The organism is Amycolatopsis sp. cmx-11-12, assembly GCF_046269425.1.
In the GTDB taxonomy this organism is placed as follows: Bacteria; Actinomycetota; Actinomycetes; order Mycobacteriales; family Pseudonocardiaceae; genus Amycolatopsis.
Genome location: NZ_JADNQM010000001.1, coordinates 55,608 through 71,468 on the forward strand (window position 1 = coordinate 55,608; position 15,861 = coordinate 71,468).

At 67.8% G+C, this 15,861-nt stretch carries 16 protein-coding genes and 1 tRNA gene; 9 read left to right on the forward strand and 8 right to left on the reverse strand.

From position 1 onward, the window contains the following. Positions 1–78: 78 nt before the first annotated feature. The 4 genes from ACLARN_RS00305 to ACLARN_RS00320 all read right to left on the reverse strand — a co-directional run bounded on the left by ACLARN_RS00305 (position 79) and on the right by ACLARN_RS00320 (position 4,475). Positions 79–1,215, reverse strand: a complete 1,137-nt coding sequence (locus ACLARN_RS00305; RefSeq protein ID WP_409489264.1) for a diguanylate cyclase — start codon at positions 1,213–1,215, stop codon at positions 79–81. A gap of 292 nt (positions 1,216–1,507) precedes the next feature. Next, positions 1,508–2,770, reverse strand: a complete 1,263-nt coding sequence (locus tag ACLARN_RS00310; protein ID WP_409489265.1) for an MFS transporter — start codon at positions 2,768–2,770, stop codon at positions 1,508–1,510. 106 nt (positions 2,771–2,876) lie between these two features. Beyond that, positions 2,877–3,554: a hypothetical protein gene (locus ACLARN_RS00315; protein WP_409489266.1), complete on the reverse strand. Its 678-nt coding sequence runs from the start codon at positions 3,552–3,554 to the stop codon at positions 2,877–2,879. Between the two features lie 96 nt (positions 3,555–3,650). Further along, positions 3,651–4,475, reverse strand: coding sequence for an SDR family NAD(P)-dependent oxidoreductase (locus ACLARN_RS00320; protein ID WP_409489267.1), 825 nt, complete (start codon positions 4,473–4,475; stop codon positions 3,651–3,653). Positions 4,476–4,621: 146 nt separating this feature from the next. On the opposite strand from ACLARN_RS00320, the gene ACLARN_RS00325 reads away from it, so the two are divergent. Beyond that, positions 4,622–5,380, forward strand: a complete 759-nt coding sequence (locus tag ACLARN_RS00325; protein WP_409489268.1) for a trypsin-like serine protease — start codon at positions 4,622–4,624, stop codon at positions 5,378–5,380. 7 nt (positions 5,381–5,387) lie between these two features. After that, entirely contained in the window at positions 5,388–5,606 is a 219-nt protein-coding gene (locus tag ACLARN_RS00330) for an RNA-binding S4 domain-containing protein (RefSeq protein ID WP_005149665.1), read from the forward strand. A 141-nt stretch (positions 5,607–5,747) separates the two neighbouring features. Here the strand turns inward: ACLARN_RS00330 and ACLARN_RS00335 are convergent, their stop codons facing one another. Beyond that, on the reverse strand, positions 5,748–6,701 hold the full coding sequence (locus ACLARN_RS00335) for an Ldh family oxidoreductase (protein ID WP_409489269.1): 954 nt from the start codon (positions 6,699–6,701) through the stop codon (positions 5,748–5,750). A gap of 113 nt (positions 6,702–6,814) precedes the next feature. Here ACLARN_RS00335 and ACLARN_RS00340 point away from each other — a divergent pair, with 113 nt between their 5' ends. The 3 genes from ACLARN_RS00340 (at position 6,815) to ACLARN_RS00350 (ending at position 7,674) form a co-directional block, all read left to right on the forward strand. Beyond that, positions 6,815–7,102 (forward strand): DUF2277 domain-containing protein, encoded by a 288-nt coding sequence (locus ACLARN_RS00340; RefSeq protein WP_076164464.1) that lies wholly within the window; start codon positions 6,815–6,817, stop codon positions 7,100–7,102. 28 nt (positions 7,103–7,130) lie between these two features. Next, positions 7,131–7,490 carry a DUF4190 domain-containing protein gene (locus ACLARN_RS00345; protein WP_409489270.1) on the forward strand — a complete coding sequence of 120 codons (360 nt, stop codon included), beginning with the start codon at positions 7,131–7,133 and terminating at the stop codon, positions 7,488–7,490. A 95-nt stretch (positions 7,491–7,585) separates the two neighbouring features. Continuing rightward, a tRNA-Ser gene (locus ACLARN_RS00350) sits at positions 7,586–7,674 on the forward strand. 50 nt (positions 7,675–7,724) lie between these two features. Here the strand turns inward: ACLARN_RS00350 and ACLARN_RS00355 are convergent. Beyond that, positions 7,725–9,497, reverse strand: a complete 1,773-nt coding sequence (locus tag ACLARN_RS00355; RefSeq protein ID WP_409489271.1) for an RICIN domain-containing protein — start codon at positions 9,495–9,497, stop codon at positions 7,725–7,727. A 122-nt stretch (positions 9,498–9,619) separates the two neighbouring features. Between ACLARN_RS00355 and ACLARN_RS00360 the strand changes: the two genes are divergently transcribed. Both ACLARN_RS00360 and ACLARN_RS00365 read left to right on the forward strand, forming a co-directional pair. Further along, complete coding sequence (locus tag ACLARN_RS00360; RefSeq protein WP_409489272.1) at positions 9,620–10,027, forward strand: YciI family protein; 408 nt, start codon at positions 9,620–9,622, stop codon at positions 10,025–10,027. Between the two features lie 8 nt (positions 10,028–10,035). Continuing rightward, positions 10,036–11,178, forward strand: coding sequence for an RNA polymerase sigma factor (locus ACLARN_RS00365; protein WP_409489626.1), 1,143 nt, complete (start codon positions 10,036–10,038; stop codon positions 11,176–11,178). Here ACLARN_RS00365 and ACLARN_RS00370 read toward each other — a convergent pair. Next, positions 11,159–11,671, reverse strand: coding sequence for a MarR family winged helix-turn-helix transcriptional regulator (locus tag ACLARN_RS00370; protein WP_409489273.1), 513 nt, complete (start codon positions 11,669–11,671; stop codon positions 11,159–11,161). The genes ACLARN_RS00365 and ACLARN_RS00370 overlap by 20 nt on opposite strands. 537 nt (positions 11,672–12,208) lie before the next feature. On the opposite strand from ACLARN_RS00370, the gene ACLARN_RS00375 reads away from it, so the two are divergent. Next, positions 12,209–13,135: a neutral zinc metallopeptidase gene (locus tag ACLARN_RS00375; protein WP_409489274.1), complete on the forward strand. Its 927-nt coding sequence runs from the start codon at positions 12,209–12,211 to the stop codon at positions 13,133–13,135. A gap of 76 nt (positions 13,136–13,211) precedes the next feature. Here ACLARN_RS00375 and ACLARN_RS00380 read toward each other — a convergent pair whose 3' ends face one another. Beyond that, positions 13,212–14,753 (reverse strand): M28 family peptidase, encoded by a 1,542-nt coding sequence (locus ACLARN_RS00380; RefSeq protein WP_409489275.1) that lies wholly within the window; start codon positions 14,751–14,753, stop codon positions 13,212–13,214. A gap of 80 nt (positions 14,754–14,833) precedes the next feature. Between ACLARN_RS00380 and ACLARN_RS00385 the strand changes: the two genes are divergently transcribed. Further along, positions 14,834–15,811 carry an NAD(P)H-quinone oxidoreductase gene (locus ACLARN_RS00385; RefSeq protein WP_409489276.1) on the forward strand — a complete coding sequence of 326 codons (978 nt, stop codon included), beginning with the start codon at positions 14,834–14,836 and terminating at the stop codon, positions 15,809–15,811. Positions 15,812–15,861 lie beyond the last annotated feature (50 nt).

Consider the following 15,861-nt stretch of genomic DNA (forward strand, 5'->3'; position numbering starts at 1 on the left):
GTTTCGTCCTCTGGTTGCGGTAGTTGGCCGTGCGAACTACCGCAACCAGGTGACGAAACGCGGGCGGGTCGGAGTGGGTCAGGCCGCGGCGAGGGAGACGACGCGGTTCCGGCCGCTGTTCTTCGCCTGGTAGAGCGCGGAGTCCGCGACGTGCAGCAGCCGCTCCAGTACCGTCCCGCCGGACGGATAGACCGCGACGCCGATCGACACCGAAAGCCCTCGCACCGTGCGCGGCCCGGAAGCCGTCGCGACTTCGACCTCGATCGCCATCACCGCCTGCCGGACCCGCTCGGCCACCGGCAACACCTCGGTCTCCGTCGCGCCGGGCAGCAGCACAACGAACTCTTCGCCGCCGAAGCGCCCGACGGAGTCGTAGTCGCGCACATGCTCGGAGATCGTCGTCGCGACGACCTTGAGCACGGCGTCACCCGCGAGATGCCCGTAGACGTCGTTGACCTGCTTGAAGTGGTCGAGGTCGAGCATCAGCACGCCGAGTTTGCTCTTCGCCCTGGCCGCCGACGAAAGCTCCCGTTCGCTCAGCACATGCCACGCGTGCGCGTTCAGCACCCCGGTCTTGCCGTCGATGTTCGCCGCGATCTCCAGTTGCCGCACCAGCACACTGCGGTGCAGCACCAGCACGGGCAGCAGGACGAACGGGACGAGCGCGGGTGCGTGCACGATGGCCAGCGCGGTCGAAGCCCCGAGCACCAAGGTGGTGACTTCCAGCAGGTTGTCGTCGCCGGTGCCGAACAGCGAACGCAGCGACCGGCCCCCCGTGTGCAAGTAGACCGAGAGCGCCACGATGAACGCGTTGGCCGCGGTGAACACGGCCGCCGCCTCGACGATCCGCAGTGACCCGGCGAACCCGGCGGGCAGGCCGTTCCAGCCGGAGACGATGGCTCCCGACGCCAGGCAGGAGAGCACGATCGCCGCCGCGCAGTACACGACGCGGTAGGCGGGACGGTGGCTCATTCCCCGCCACACCCGGAGCCAAAGATGCAGGTAGATGAGCAGTCCGAGGGCGAGCGCGAGTCCCGCTGGGAGGACGAGCACCCCCGCGAACGTCCACACCGAAGTCATGTTGATGTGCGGCCGGTCACAAATGGTGCGCCGCAAGCGTTCCACCGAACGCGAAAGCTCGGCCTGGAGGAAGGCGAGGCCGAGCAGTGATCCAAATCGGACGAATTCCGTAGTCTCGTAGTTCGATCGGAGCAAGGCGATTACGGCGACTGCCGCCGCAAGTCCTTCCACGACAAGAAAAACCGCAGGTACGCCGCGTGGTCCGGACCAGAGATCCCACCGTCCGACCCTGGCTCTCAGACGTGTACCGGCCCCTTCTCCGGCGAGTTCCGTATCCCCCATAATCATCGTCACCGGTCCCCCTTCCGTACACATTTCAATGTATCCGAGGTAGTACTGAGGGTGGCCCGAGTCATTTCCGGAACACACAGATGGAGCAGTGGGAGGGAGGATCAACATGAACGGTCGCGAGGACTGATCCCATCGATTAACCGGTCCGGCTCCCGGCCGGGAGCCACATATCGGGCCCGGTGGCGATGGCACGTTTCCATGCCATCGCCATCGGGCCTGCCGAGGCGACGGCGACCGTCGCGGCCACCCCGACGGCCACGAACGGGCCGGTCAACTGGGCGAGCCCGCCGGCCAGCATGATCCCGATTCCTTGCACGGTCACCAAACTCGTCGAGGTCAGGCCCATCACCTGCGCCCGGACGCCGTCCGGCACCGCGCGGGCCATCAGCGCGACGGCTTGCAGGTGGTACGGCGCCGCACAGGCCCCGCTGAGCGCGATCAGCGCGAGACAGACCGGCAGTGAAGGGCGAAAAGAGACAAAAAGCAACGGAACAACGGATGCGAAGGCGAGAATGCCGACTATTCGCGTTTTCCGCCGCGCGGGAACCCATTTCGTGAAGATCCACGATCCAATTACCGAACCGACCGGATCGGCCGCGAGAATGAGGCCGACCGCGAAACTCCCCTCCCCGAGTTCGACGGCGAGCGGTGCCGCGAGGCCTTCCGGGGCGATGGCGAACCCGGCGAGCATCTTCAGCCCGAACAGCACCCGAATTCCCTTGCCCTGCCACAGTTCTCTGGCGCCTTCGCCACTGAAAGCCCGCGCCACCCGACTTTTCACCGAGGATTCCGTGACGGCGGGCACCCGGCGACGGACCCAGGCGGACACGAGCAGCGCCGAGACCACAAAGGTCACCGCGTCGATCGCCAGTCCCCAGCAGGGCGTCACGAGCCCGATCACCAGTCCACCACCGCCGAATCCGGCCAGCTGTGCCGATTGGATGGTGATCGTGCGGACCGCGAGCCCGGCGACGTACCGCTCGCCTTCGAGAACGTCCGGGAGCAACGCGAGTTGCGCCGCCCGGAACGGTCCACCCGCCATCGTCAGGATCACCAGCAGTCCGGCGAGGACCGACAGCGGCATCCCCGGTACGGCCATCAGCGCCGCGAGCGCCGCGCGCAGCAGGTCGCAGACGATCATCACCGTCCGTCGCGAATACCGGTCGGCCAGCCCGGCGAACAGGGTGCCGCCGATCAGCGTCGGCAGATACGTCAGCCCGTATGCGAGCCCGGTCAGCCCCGCCGACGCCGTTCTTTCCCAGACCAGCACCGACAACGCGACTCTCGCCAGCTGGTCACCGGCCTGCGAAAGCGCCTCGGCCGCCCACAACGCACGGAACTCGCCCACCGCGAAAGCGGCCTTGAACGCGGTGCCCCGAGTGGAATCCCCCTTTTCCATGAGCCCCTCCCCCTGGCTCACGGTAGTCGATCACTTCCGCTGTGTCAGCGGCCATCCAGCCCACGACGCCCGGCAGTGTCCACTGTGGAGAGACGATCCCGGATGGTCAGCGGCCTGCGCCGTTCCCCAGCATTCCCTGCGCCATTTCCATCGCCAGCGCGTTCACCGCGGCGGGATCCATCATGTTCCGGAGACCGCCCGTGGTCCGGTCCGGCGTTCCGGTGTCGGCACGCGGCTGCTCCGTCTGACGCGGCTCGGACGGCGGCAGGGCGACGGCTTGTTCCTTCGCGGCCCTCTTCTTCGTCGGCGCGGGCACGTGCTGCTTCACGGTGACCGGGACGTAGACGGTCACCGGTGCGGGCTGCGCGGGCTGGGCGACCGGTGGCGCGGCCTGCTGGGTCGCCACCGCGGGCAGCGGCGGCTCGGGCAGCGCGGTGTCGTCGACCGGCTCGAAGGTGAACGTGCCCGCGAACCAGCCGATCGCGAGCAGCGCCACCCCTGCTCCGCCGACCAGCCAGGACCTGGCGCGCCGATGGATGACGACGGCCTTGGGCCGCAGGTCCTTGTCGACGACCGGTTCACAGACCGGGGGCCGGATCGGCAGCGGCGCCGGCTCGACCTCGTTCTCCGGGCTTCGCCGGCGCTTCGGCAGGCTCGCCGCGATGATCCCCGTCCGGTCCAGCAACTCGGCTGTCTCGACGGGCACGCCGGCGCAGAGCGCGGCATCGGTCGACGGACGGCGCTGGGCGGCGCGCGGCATGGGGACCTCCGGAAGGGGAATCACGAACGTGAGCATTGTGGTGCATTTCCGACGCCGCCGTAAGTAACGCACCCCGATCGAGTTATCCCAAGCCGTCCGGACCACGGAGCGTTACTCCGTTCAGTGGTGTTTCATTCCTAACCGCCCCAGCAGTGCGAGGGGGCGCTGATAGAAAGAGCCGAGTACGCGGGGAATCGCGTCGATGACGTAGGCGTCGCCGCCGATCAGGATGCGCGGCGTCCTCCGTTCGATACCGCGCACGATGGTCCGCGCGGCCTTCTCCGGCGTCGTCCTCGCGATCTTTTCGAAGCCCTCGGCGGCTTTGTCGATGTCCCGTTCGACGCCACCCCGCGCGTCGCGGGCGATATTCGTCTTGATGCCACCGGGATGCACGCAGCTGACCGCGACCGGATGCCGGGCGATCAGCATTTCCTGCCGCAGCGCCTCGGTGAACCCGCGCACCGCGAATTTCGCCGCGTTGTAGGCACTCTGCGTGGGCACGCCGATGAAGCCGAACACGCTCGAAAGGTTGACGATGTGCCCGTCACCGGAAGCGATCAGCTGCGGCAGAAAGGCTTTCGTGCCGTTGACCACCCCGCCGAGATTGATCCCCATCAGCCAGTCGTAGTCGTCCCAGGTCATTTCCTCGACCGTCGCGCCGAGCGCGACCCCGGCGTTGTTCACCACGACGTTGGCACCCCCGAAATCGACGGCGACCTCCTCGGCGTGCGCGAGAACGGCGTCACGGTCGGCGACGTCCAGTTCGTACGCTTTCGCGGTGGCGCCCGTCTTCTCGCACAGTGCGACGGTTTCGGCCGCGCGGACGGCGTCGACGTCGGAAAGCGCCAGCCGCGCCCCGCGCCCCGCCAGCTCGATCGCGAGCGCCCGGCCGATTCCCGAGCCCGCGCCCGTGATCACCGCGACCTTGTCCGTGAACGACTTCATACCCGCTCCTTGCAGCTCGACTGTTACCGGAGGTAACACATACTACGGCTGTGAGCTTGCTGTGCGTTGATCGATTCGGGCTGTGTTCGTGGACCGCTTATGGTGATCTGTAGCCAAGACAGTCGTGGACGAGCGAAAGGAAGGCGATGCGCCGCGCCCTGTTGTTCGCGCTCTGCGTCGTGCTGGCCGGTTGCTCCGCCGCGTCGGACGCCGAGACCACCGCCGACGACACCGGCGCGACGGTGGCGGTCACCCCTGCCTCGCCGCGGACCAACCCGGCGATCGGCGCGCTGTTCCTCGACGGGTCGCATTTCTGCACGGCCAGTGTCGTCCACAGTGGCCCGGGAGACCTCCTGCTCACCGCGGCACACTGCCTCCACGACGGCGAAGGCGGCGAGTACGCGACAGGGATCTCGTTCGCGCCCGGCTACCACGACGGCGTCGCTCCCTACGGCTATTGGGACGTCTCGGATCCGCAAGTTCCCGACGGCTGGGCCGATTCGTCCGATCCGGACCTCGATGTCGGATTCGCGACCGCGCGCCAGGCGGGCAACACGAAGACCCTCGAAAGCATCACCGGTGCCAACACCCTGGTGACCGGCAACGGATTCGCGCACACGATCACCCTGACCGGTTATCCCGACGAACGGGAAGCCCCGGTCGTCTGCCACGGCACCAGCGCCCAGGCCGACACCTACCAGATGCGCGTCGCCTGCCCCGGCTTCACGACCGGCACCAGCGGCGGCCCGTGGGTGGCCGACCCCGATCCGGCGACCGAACTCGGCACCGTCGTCGGCGTGATCGGCGGCTATCTGTACGGCGGGGACGATCCGGACACGTCCTACAGCAGCTATTTCGACACCGACGTCGCCACCTTGTACCGGAAAATGGACGCGCGGGGATGATCTCCCCATGAGCATCCACGACGTCCCCATCACCGGCGAGCCGATCCGCCTCGGCCAGTTCCTCAAACTGGCCAACCTCGCCGAAGACGGTTCGCACGCCAAAGACCTCCTCGACGCCGAAGAGGTCACGGTCAACGGCGAGGTGGAGGTCCGGCGCGGCCGTCAGCTGACGAACGGCGACGTCGTGGAGGTCGGCGGCGAAGGCGGCCGCGTCGTCCTGGCGTAACTCGCGTGCTTGAACGGCGATCTCACGTGCTTGAACGGCGAACATACGTGATTGGACGGCGAACATACGTGATTGAGCGGAGATCTCTCGTGTTCTCCGTCTGATCACGCGAGATCTCCGTCTGATCACGTGAGATCGCCGTTAGCGACCCTGTAGCGGGGCCAGGCGCAGCGCCTTGGCGACGTCCTCGAGCTCCCGGTGCACCTGCTCGTTCAGCGGGACACCCAGCGCCTGGCACTGTTCGAGGTACTGCGCCTCGCGCCAGCCGGGGTAGCGGACCGGGGTCCCGCCGTCCCAGCCGAGCAGGCTGCCGAACAACGCGCTCGCGGCCTTGTAGAAGCCGTCGGCGCTGCGGAGCGTCGTCGGCGCGATGGCCATCACCATGAGGCCGGTGTCGTGATCGTGGTCGCCGACGCCCGACAAGACCCCGGCGAAGATCTCGACCAGCAGGGAGAAGCCCGCAATCGAGGCGCTGGCTGTGCCGGCAGTGTCGGCGAGGGTGTCCAGGTCGAGGACGAATTCGGGGTACGCGCCGGCGGGGGCGGCCATGCCGAGCGGGTTCGCGGCCGTCCCGTGCTCACCGCCCGCGGCCATGACGAGCCCGATCATGGTGTGCGGCAACGCCCTCGCGGCGTGGTGCCCGGCGCGGCCGAACGGCCCGACGCCGCGGACGGACATGAGCCCGACGCCGTAACGGCCCGCCCGGGACACCGCCCGGTCCATCGCGTCGCCGACTGCCCACAGGCCGGGCGCGCGGCGGTAGTCGATCAGGGCGGCGGCGCCGCGGTCGGCGATCATCAGCGGTTCGGCACGGGGCCGCACCATGCCGTTGACCAGCATCGGCAGATGCAGCCTGGTCAGTTCGGCGACACCGGATTCCGGGGTTCCGGTGAGATCGCCGTGGCACACCGCCTCGGCGGCCATCCTGGCGCGTGACCACGGCAGGTCGTGCGCGGTGAAGATCTCGGTGACGAGGTCGACGAGCGCGTCGATCGGGACGCGCTGCCAGACCTGTTCCGGGATCGAGGAGGGTTCGGCCGGTTCGGCGATCGGCTCGACGGGGGCACGGCGCAGGGAGCGAGGTCTGAGGGGCACTCGGCCGAGAGTGCCCAACCGTGTTTTTCGGCGTCAACGAACCGGGGCAGCTTCTAACCGACTGTGTGATCGAAGCGCACGGAAACGTCGGTGGGCGGACGTACCATCGGGGCATGTGCCGGAACATCACCACGCTTCGAGGCCTGGAGCCGGCGGCGACGCCGGACGAGATCGAGGCCGCCGCCCGCCAGTACGTCCGCAAGGTGTCCGGGGTGCAGAGCCTCTCCGACGCCACACGTGAACCGTTCGAAGCCGCCGTCGCGGAGATCACCGAGATCACCCGGCGACTGCTCTCCGAACTGCCCGCACGCCGTCAGCCCCCGGCGAAGGTGCCACCGTTGCGCCGTCCGGAGGTCCAGGCTCGCATCGCCGCTAAAGCCACGAAGAGTCAAGCGTCCTGAACCAAGCTCCGGCGGCTACGGTGAGCCGGTGACATATCCGCAAGACCCCTACGGGCAGCAACAGCCCTATGGTCAGCAGCCTCAGTACGGCCAGCCGTACCAGCCGGGTTATGGCTACGGTCCGCCACAGCCGCCGCAGGAGCAGGGCCTGGCGATCGCGGCACTGGTCGTGTCGATCGCCAGCCTGGTCGTGTGCAGCGGGCTGCCGTCGCTGATCGGCGTCATCTTGGGGCACATCGCGCATTCGAAGGCCAAACGCGGTGAGGCGGGCGGCCAGGGGATGGCGCTCGCGGCGATCATCATCGGCTACATCGGCGTCGCGATCATCGTCGTCCTCTTGGGGTTCTTCATCTTCGTCGGGATCTTGACCGACTGGGACTTCGACTAGTCCATCCATGCCCCCGCCACCACCCTCAACGGAAAGCTTCGCTTCGACTACATCCGAAGCGTTCCGTCAAAGCCTCGTCGGATATCCTCGGCAGCGGTAGCGTGTCCGAGCGGCCGAAGGAACATGTCTTGAAAACATGCGAGGGCTCTGTCCTCCGTGGGTTCGAATCCCACCGCTACCGCCAGTCTTGAGAAAACAAAGCTCCCCAGGTCCGTGGACCTGGGGAGCTTCGCGTTACGCGGGTACGAGACCCCAGACGGTCTCGTCGCTACGGCCGCCCACGAAGGGCCGCTGCTCTAGGAGCGAAGCCTGCCGCACCGCCAGCGAGCTGGCGCGGTTCACCAGTCCGTAGCGCGTGTCGGCGCTCCGGAGCAGCTTCCACTGCTGGTTGGTGGCCGAGCCGCAGTGCGTCTGTTCGAGGAGCGCGCCTTCCGCGGTGCTGCCGGAGACCGGCCGCAGGCACTGGCCGCTCCGTTCGTTGACGATCTTCCAATATCCGCCGCCCGCGTCGGTGAGCTTCCATTTCTGGCCGTTGTCGTTCTGCCTGGCCACGTTGGTGATCTTCGCGCCGGCGGACGTCGAGCCGTCGACCACGGCCGCGCTGTTGCCGTTGGTGGCGACGGCGAGGTAGTACTTCGTGCCCGCCTGCGGGCCGGGGTCGGCGACGGGGTTCAGGGTCCACTGCTGGTTGGCCGCCCCGGTGTAGGGCTGCTGGACGAGCGGGGCCGGGTACGCGCCGCCGTCGGTGATCGCGTAGCCCGTCAGGTAGTTGAAGATCGCCACCTTGCCGTTGCCGAGCGGCTGGAACGCCCACCTCATGCCGTTCTGGCCGTTGCAGTTGTACTGCAGGATCTGCGTGCCGGGTGCGGTCCCGCTCTGGGCGCTGTCGGCGCACAGCTGGCTGTTGGCGTTGACCAGTTGCAGACCGGTGTTGTACCCCAGGATCCACTTCTGGCTCGTGGAGCCGGTCTGGGGCCGTTTGCTGAGGTTGGCGAGTCCGCCGGTCGACGAGCCCACGACGTCGATGGCGTCACCTCCTGAGCCCGTGATCACATACGTCTTCCCGCCTTGGGCGTGGCCGTCGTCGTTGTCGGGGGTGTCCTTCTTGATCAGGAAGGCGCTGTTGGCGACGTTCCAGTGGGTGGCGAGCCAGCTGCCGGGGACGGGGTTCGTGCTGAAGTAGTCGTCGTTGCCGCAGTCCAGCAGCCGATCGAAATCGCGCTGCGTGCAGTCGAAGGACTGGGTGTCGCCGTAACACATCAGGTCCCATTCCTGGGAACAGTGCCCGCCGCCCTGGTAGTGCGGAGCGCCCGGCAGTACCGCGCCGAGCATATGGCCCAGTTCGTGGGCCGCGGCGTTGACACCCCAGCAGGGGACGGCGATCTCCGTGTAGTGCCTGCCGTTGTTGAAGGCGTTGGCGGGGCCGGGCTGGTCGTCGTTGTCGCCCCAGGTGCCCGCGCAGGTGTGGGGGTTGTCGGAGAACAGGATGTAGTCGCGGTCGGCGTTGTAGTGGCCCGCTTGGATGGCACGGTCGCGGATCGCACCGGACAGGTACGTGCCGTCGGGCACCACCAGGTTGGCGACGGCGACCTGGCAGCCCGCGCCGGCGGTCGTCACGTAGCGGATGTGCCTGCTGCCGCCCGTCACCGCGGCACTGTCGTTGAACCCGTCGTCCATCCCGGACGCGTAGGCACGCAGGGACGGCACGACGGTCGCGTATCGGTCGGGTTGACTGGCTTCACGGACGTAGACCAGCTCGATGCGCTTGCCGGAAACGCCGTCGCCCTCGCAGACCACCGGGTTGGCGGCGATCTGCGCTTGAGCGACGGAGGGGGCGAGCGGGGCCACCGGGGTCGCGCCGGGCGGCAACGCCCGCGTGTGCTCCCTGGTGGCCGAGGCAACAGAGGTATCGGAGGCGGCGGCCCCCGCGGTCTCACCCGCGAGCAAGCCACTTACGAGGCCGGCGATCACCAGCACGCCGGCGTATCTCCGTTTTGCTTGGGACAAGTGCTCTTCCTTTCGCGATGAAGAAACGCACACTTCTCGATCTATCGCGATAAGAAGGCTAGAGATCGGAGGTATAGACCACCAGGCAGAAAAACCGGCAGCCTGCCATTAGGCTGCCCGCCATGGCCAAGTACCTGCTGCTCAAGCACTACCGCGGCGCCCCGGCGTCGGTCAACGACGTGCCGATGGACCAGTGGGCTCCGGAAGAGATCACGGCGCACATGCAGTACATGAGGGACTTCGCGACCCGGCTCGTGGAGACCGGTGAATTCGTCCAAGAGCAGGCTCTCGCCCCCGAAGGCACCTTCGTCCGGTACGACGGCGAAGGCAAGCCGCCGGTCACCGACGGCCCCTTCGCCGAGACCAAAGACCTCATCGCCGGGTTCATGGTGATCGACGTCGACAGCTACGAGCGAGCGCTCGAACTGGCGGGCGAGCTGTCGGCCGCTCCGGGAGCCGGCGGGAAGCCGATCCACGAGTGGCTCGAACTGCGTCCGTTGTGGGGCGAGCCGCTCATCATCACGGAGTGAGCACCGAGATGGACGAGGTGCTGCTCCGCAGCCTCACGCCGAACGTCCTCGGGATCCTCGTCCGCCGCGGAGCCGACTTCTCGGCGGCCGAGGACGCCGTGCAGGAAGCGCTGATCGAGGCTGTCCGCGTCTGGCCCGGCGACCGGCCGAAGGATCCGAAGGGCTGGCTCGTCACGGTGGCGTGGCGCAAGTTCCTCGACATGGCCCGATCGGACGCCGCCCGGCGCCGTCGCGAGGAACTCGTCGACGAGGAGCCCGAGCCAGGACCCGCTCCCGATTCGGACGACACGCTCCAGCTGTATTTCCTCTGCGCCCACCCTTCGCTGACGCCGTCGTCCGCCGTCGCGCTCACGCTGCGCGCCGTCGGCGGGCTGACCACCCGTCAGATCGCCCAGGCCTATCTGGTGCCCGAATCGACCATGGCGCAGCGCATCAGCCGCGCCAAACGCACCGTCTCCGGTGTGCGGTTCGACCAGGCGGGCGACGTCGCCACCGTGCTGCGCGTGCTCTACCTGGTGTTCAACGAGGGCTACTCCGGCGACGTCGACCTCGCCTCCGAAGCCATCCGGCTGACCCGGCGGCTCGCGGCCGGGATCGACCATCCCGAGGTCGCGGGGCTGCTCGCCCTCATGCTGCTGCACCACGCCCGGCGGGCCGCCAGGACCGCGCCCGACGGCAGTCTCGTGCCGCTCGCCGAGCAGGACCGCGGCCGCTGGGACACTCCGGCGATCACCGAAGGCGTCGAGATCCTGCAAGCGGCACTGGCCCGCGACGAACTGGGCGAATTCCAGGCACAGGCCGCCATCGCCGCACTCCACGCCGACGCGCCCGCCGCCGACGAGACCGACTGGGTGCAGATCGTCGAGTGGTACGACGAACTCGTGGCGCTCACCGACAGTCCGGTCGTCCGGCTCAACCGCGCGGTGGCCGTCGGGGAGGCCGACGGACCGCGCGCCGGATTGGCCGCGCTCGCGGAACTGGACGACTCACTCCCCCGGCACACCGCGGTGGCCGCGTACCTCCACGAGCGCGACGGAGACCTGGCCAAAGCGGCGAAGCTGTACGGCCAGGCGGCCGAGAAAGCGGCCAACCTCGCGGAGAGCGCCCATCTGACGCGTCAGGCGGCCCGGCTCAATGCTCTTCTGAGGTGACCGGCGGCAGGCGCGGGAGGCCGTCGATCTCCGACAGATGCTCCAGCACCCGCCCGAAAGCCTGCCCCAGCACCTTCTGCTCTTCGGGACTCAGCAAGTCGATCAGGTGCTCCCGGACGCCTTCGACATGTGTCGGCGCCGCACTCTCCAGCAGTTCCGCGCCGCGTCCGGTCAGCTCCGCGACGACTCCGCGCTTGTCCGCCGGGTCGCGGGTGCGGCGGATGATGCCCTCGGCCTCCAGCCGGACCATCTGGTGCGAAAGCCTGCTCTTGGTCGAGCCGAGCATGCTCGCCAGTTCCGTCATCCGCATCCGGTTGTCGGACTGGAGTGAGAGGCAGACCAGCACCTCGTAGTCGGCGAGCGTGACGTCGTGACGCTCGGCCAGTTCCCGGTGCAGGCGTTGCCGGAGCCGCATGGTGGCGACGATGTACGAGCGCCACGCGACCATTTCCGGCTCGGACAGCCAGCGCACGTCCTTCTGCTCCACCGCCATCCACGCAGGGTAGATCGTTGATCGCACCGGGCGCATACCCGCCGGTCACTTTTCGGCCCCTGAAAAATCCGGCGGAACATTCGCCCGAAGGAGGGTTACGAAAAGGTTGAGACTCGGCGAGAAAAGGCGCATTCTTCTTGTCAGCGGATGGTCGGGCAAGTATCGGGCGAACCGTCGGAAGGTCGCCGGACCTGCTCCCAGCCGGGAAAGGTCAGGTGGTGGTATGGCGGGTGATTCTCGCGGTTGACCGCCTGCTGTGTCCCCGCGACCGGAACGGAAAGGACCGGGTCGGTCGCGACTGTGAACAGCGACGAGCGCGGGTATCTCGGATGCGCTCGACAATTCTCGCGCATTCGGCGTCACTCCAGCCTGTTTCGGGTTCGCGGCCTCTTCGACCGCCTCGGCAGTGCCGGACGCCGGCCCGGTGATCGCGGCCAACCGGCGATCAGAACAAGACAACCTCGGTAGTTCTGGGTGCGGCCACTTCGCGTGGCCGCACCCAGGCATATCCGGGCCCCTCCGGTTACGCTTCCCCCCGTGCGATTCGACGAAGGCGCGGGCCTGGACACCTCCGAGGTCGAGGATCTGCGCGGTGGTGGCGGCGGTGGCGGTATCGGCGGCCGGGTGGCACTCGGCGGCGGCGGGCTCGGCGTGGTCGGCCTCGTCATCTACTTCCTGCTCTCCCAGTTCGGCGGCGTGAGCCTGAACCCGTCCTCGGGCGGGCTCGGCGGGCTGGGCAACGTGGGTTCCGGGCAGCAGGTGGACAACACGTCGCTGTCACAGGAGTGCAAGACCGGCGCGGACGCGAACCGGAAGCACGACTGCGCGATCGTCGCCACCATCAACTCGATCCAGGACTACTGGGGCCAGGAATTCCAGCGCTCCGGATCGACCTACCGCAAGGCCACCACCAACTTCTTCAACGGCGGCGTGAACACGGCCTGCGGCAACGCGACTTCCGACGTCGGACCGTTCTACTGCCCCGGCGACGCCAAGGTGTACATCGACCTCGGCTTCTTCAACGAACTCCGTACCAGGTTCGGCGCGCAGGGCGGGCCGTTCGCGGAGGCGTACGTGCTGGCCCACGAATACGGTCACCACGTACAGAACCTCACCGGAGTCTCCAAAAAAGGCACCGGGAGCGGACCGACTTCGGGTTCGGTACGGCTGGAACTCCAGGCCGACTGCTACGCCGGGGTCTGGGCGAACCATGCCATGACCACGCCGACCGAGACCGGACGGCCGCTGATCAGCGAAATCAGCCAGGAAGACGTCAATTCCGCACTGGACACCGCTTCGCGGATCGGTGACGACTACATCCAGTCCAAGCTGGGCGGCGGCCGGGTCGACGAGTCGAAGTTCAGCCACGGCACGTCGGCGCAGCGGAAGAAGTGGTTCACCACCGGTTTCCAGACCGGTCAGCCCGCGCGGTGCGACACCTTCGCGACCAACAGCCTCGGCTGAGTCCCGGACGCTATGAACGGCCCGTTACTTGCAAATTTTGCAAGTAACGGGCCGTTCATGGCACTTGAAGGAACTACTACGCGGCGACGTGGTGGTCGTCAGCGTGGACGGAAGCCGTCAGGCTCCGTTGCTTGGACCGCTCAGCCGCGCGAAGGGCCTTCGCCTTCGCGGCCTTGCCACCCGGGACACCGTTGATGTTCTCGGTGCTGGTCGCGTAGACGCCCAGCGCCCAGGCGACGGCGTCGGAGTTGCGGTCGAGCGCGACGCGGTCGACGTTGCCGAGGTTGTCGCACTTCTGGTGGTAGCACTTGTCGTAAGGAACGTTGGCGCTGCCGCCCCACTTCGCCGCCTGCGCCGCGGTCTTCACGCCTTCGGCACCGGTGAACAGGCCACCGGCCGGGATGCCGGCGAGGATGAAGCCCTGGTAGTCCGAGCGGCCGGTGAAGTCCGTGCCCTCGACCGGGACGCCCTTGCCGAGCTGCAGGTAGTCGACCAGGGTCTTTTCGAGCTGACCCGAGCCGTACGGACCCTCGCCCTCGCCGACGCCGTCGGAGTTGTCGCCGTCATAGGCGAAGTACCCCGCGTTCGGCGAGCCGATCATGTCGTAGTTGTAGTAGAGCGCGATGTCGAGCTGCTGCTCGAAGGTCAGCGAGTTGACGTAGTGGGTCGAGCCGACGAGCCCGAACTCCTCGGCGCTCCACCAGCCGAAGCGGACGGCGTTGTTGACCTTGGCCTTGCTGCCCAGCTGCAGGGCGGTTTCCAGCAGCGCGGCCGAGCCGGTGCCGTTGTCGTTGATGCCGGGGCCTTCGGTGACGCTGTCGAGGTGCGCCCCGAGCATCACGACGTTGTCCTTGCGACCGGTCTTGGTCTCGGCGAGGACGTTGTAGCTGGTCCGCGCCTCCTGGAAGGCACGCAGGTCGAGGGTGACCGAGGCACCGGCCTTGGTGGCGAGCACCTGGCCGTCGGCCTGGGTGATGCCACCGGTCGGGATCTTGCCGGCGGCCGGGTCACCGAGGGTGCCGTTGACCGGGCCCGGAACGTTGTTGTAGACGATCGCGCCGACGGCTCCGGCCTCGGCGGCGGTCGCCTGCTTCTGCGCGAACGAGCAGCCGCCGCGCTGGATCAGCGCGATCTTGCCGGCGACCCCGCCGGCGTAGTCGGTCGCTTCGCAACCGCTGGTGTCGTCGACCGGGACCACCGCGAGCGGCGCGGTGATTCCGCCGGTGGGCGTCAACGGGCTGTAGGACATCATGATGACCGGGACGTCGGTGCCCGCGACCGTCAGCTTCTCCGCGAGGGTTTCCTCGTAGGTGAACGGGAACTCCTGGCGGGTGACCGCGAAGCCCGCCTGCTCCAGCTTCGTGGCGATGTACTCCGCGGACTTCTTGTGGCCCTCGGTGCTGGCGGCGCGGCGGCCGCCGTTCGCGTCCGAGATCCGCTGCAAGGCGATCAGGTGCCGGTTCACTCCTGCGCCGTCGACCTTGTTGACGAGCTGCTTGGCCAGCGCGGGGCCGTCGATCGTCGGCGCGGCTGTCGCAGCGGGAGCCATTCCGACCGTGAGCGCGGCGGTGGCCATCACCACGATCGAGGGAACAATGCTTCTTCGCGAATATGACATGGACGTCACCTTTATGTGGTTTGTGCCACAGGTCAACCGACGTTCGGCGGACTTCCCATCACCGGGATAGGGTCGTTTGTATGTATGCGATCACCATCCGTGAGCCCGGCGATCCCGATGTTCTCGAATGGACAGAGGTGGCGGATCCGGTGGCGGGCGAAGGCGAAGTGGTCATCGACGTCGCCGCGAGCGCCGTCAACCGCGCTGACCTGCTGCAACGCCAGGGCCTCTACCCGCCCCCGCGGGGTGCCAGCGAAATCCTCGGCCTCGAATGTTCGGGCACGATCGCCGAAATCGGCGAAGGCGTCGAAGGATGGCAAATCGGGGACGAGGTTTGTGCTTTGCTCGCCGGTGGCGGCTATGGGGAAAAGGTCGCCGTTCCGGCAGGACAACTGCTTCCGCTTCCCGCCGAAGTCGAATTGCTGGCGGCCGCCGGGCTTCCCGAAGTCGCGTGCACGGTTTGGGCGAATGTGGTGATGCACGCCGAGTTGTCCGAAGGCGAGGTTCTGCTCGTCCACGGTGGCGCGGGCGGGATCGGCACGCACGCGATCCAGGTCGCCAAGGCGCTCGGCGCGACGGTCGCGGTGACCGCGGGTTCGCCAACGCGGCTGGAGAGCTGCCGCCAGCTCGGCGCCGACATCGCGATCAACTACAAGGAGCAGGACTTCGTCGAGGTCCTGCGCGCCGAGACCGGCGGCGCGAACGTCGTCCTCGACAACATGGGCGCCAAGTACCTCGACCGCAACATCGACGTGCTGGCCATGGACGGCAGGCTCGTCGTCATCGGCATGATGGGCGGGGTCAAGGGCGAGCTCAACATCGGCAAGCTGATGGGCAAACGCGGCAGCGTCTACGGCGCGGGCCTGCGGGCGCGGCCGCTGGAGCAGAAGGCGGCGATCGTCGCCGACGTCCGTGAGCGGCTGTGGCCGCTGGTGGTGCAGGGTTCGGTGAAGCCGATCGTCGGGCAGGTCGTGCCGATGGCCGAGGCCACGTCCGCGCACCGCGCTTTGGAGGAAGGCACGGTTTTCGGCAAGGTCTTGCTCGCTGCTAAATCCTGATAAGCCAGGCGCAGCCTGTCCGTTGAGGGTGGCGGCGGGGCGGGGTCCGG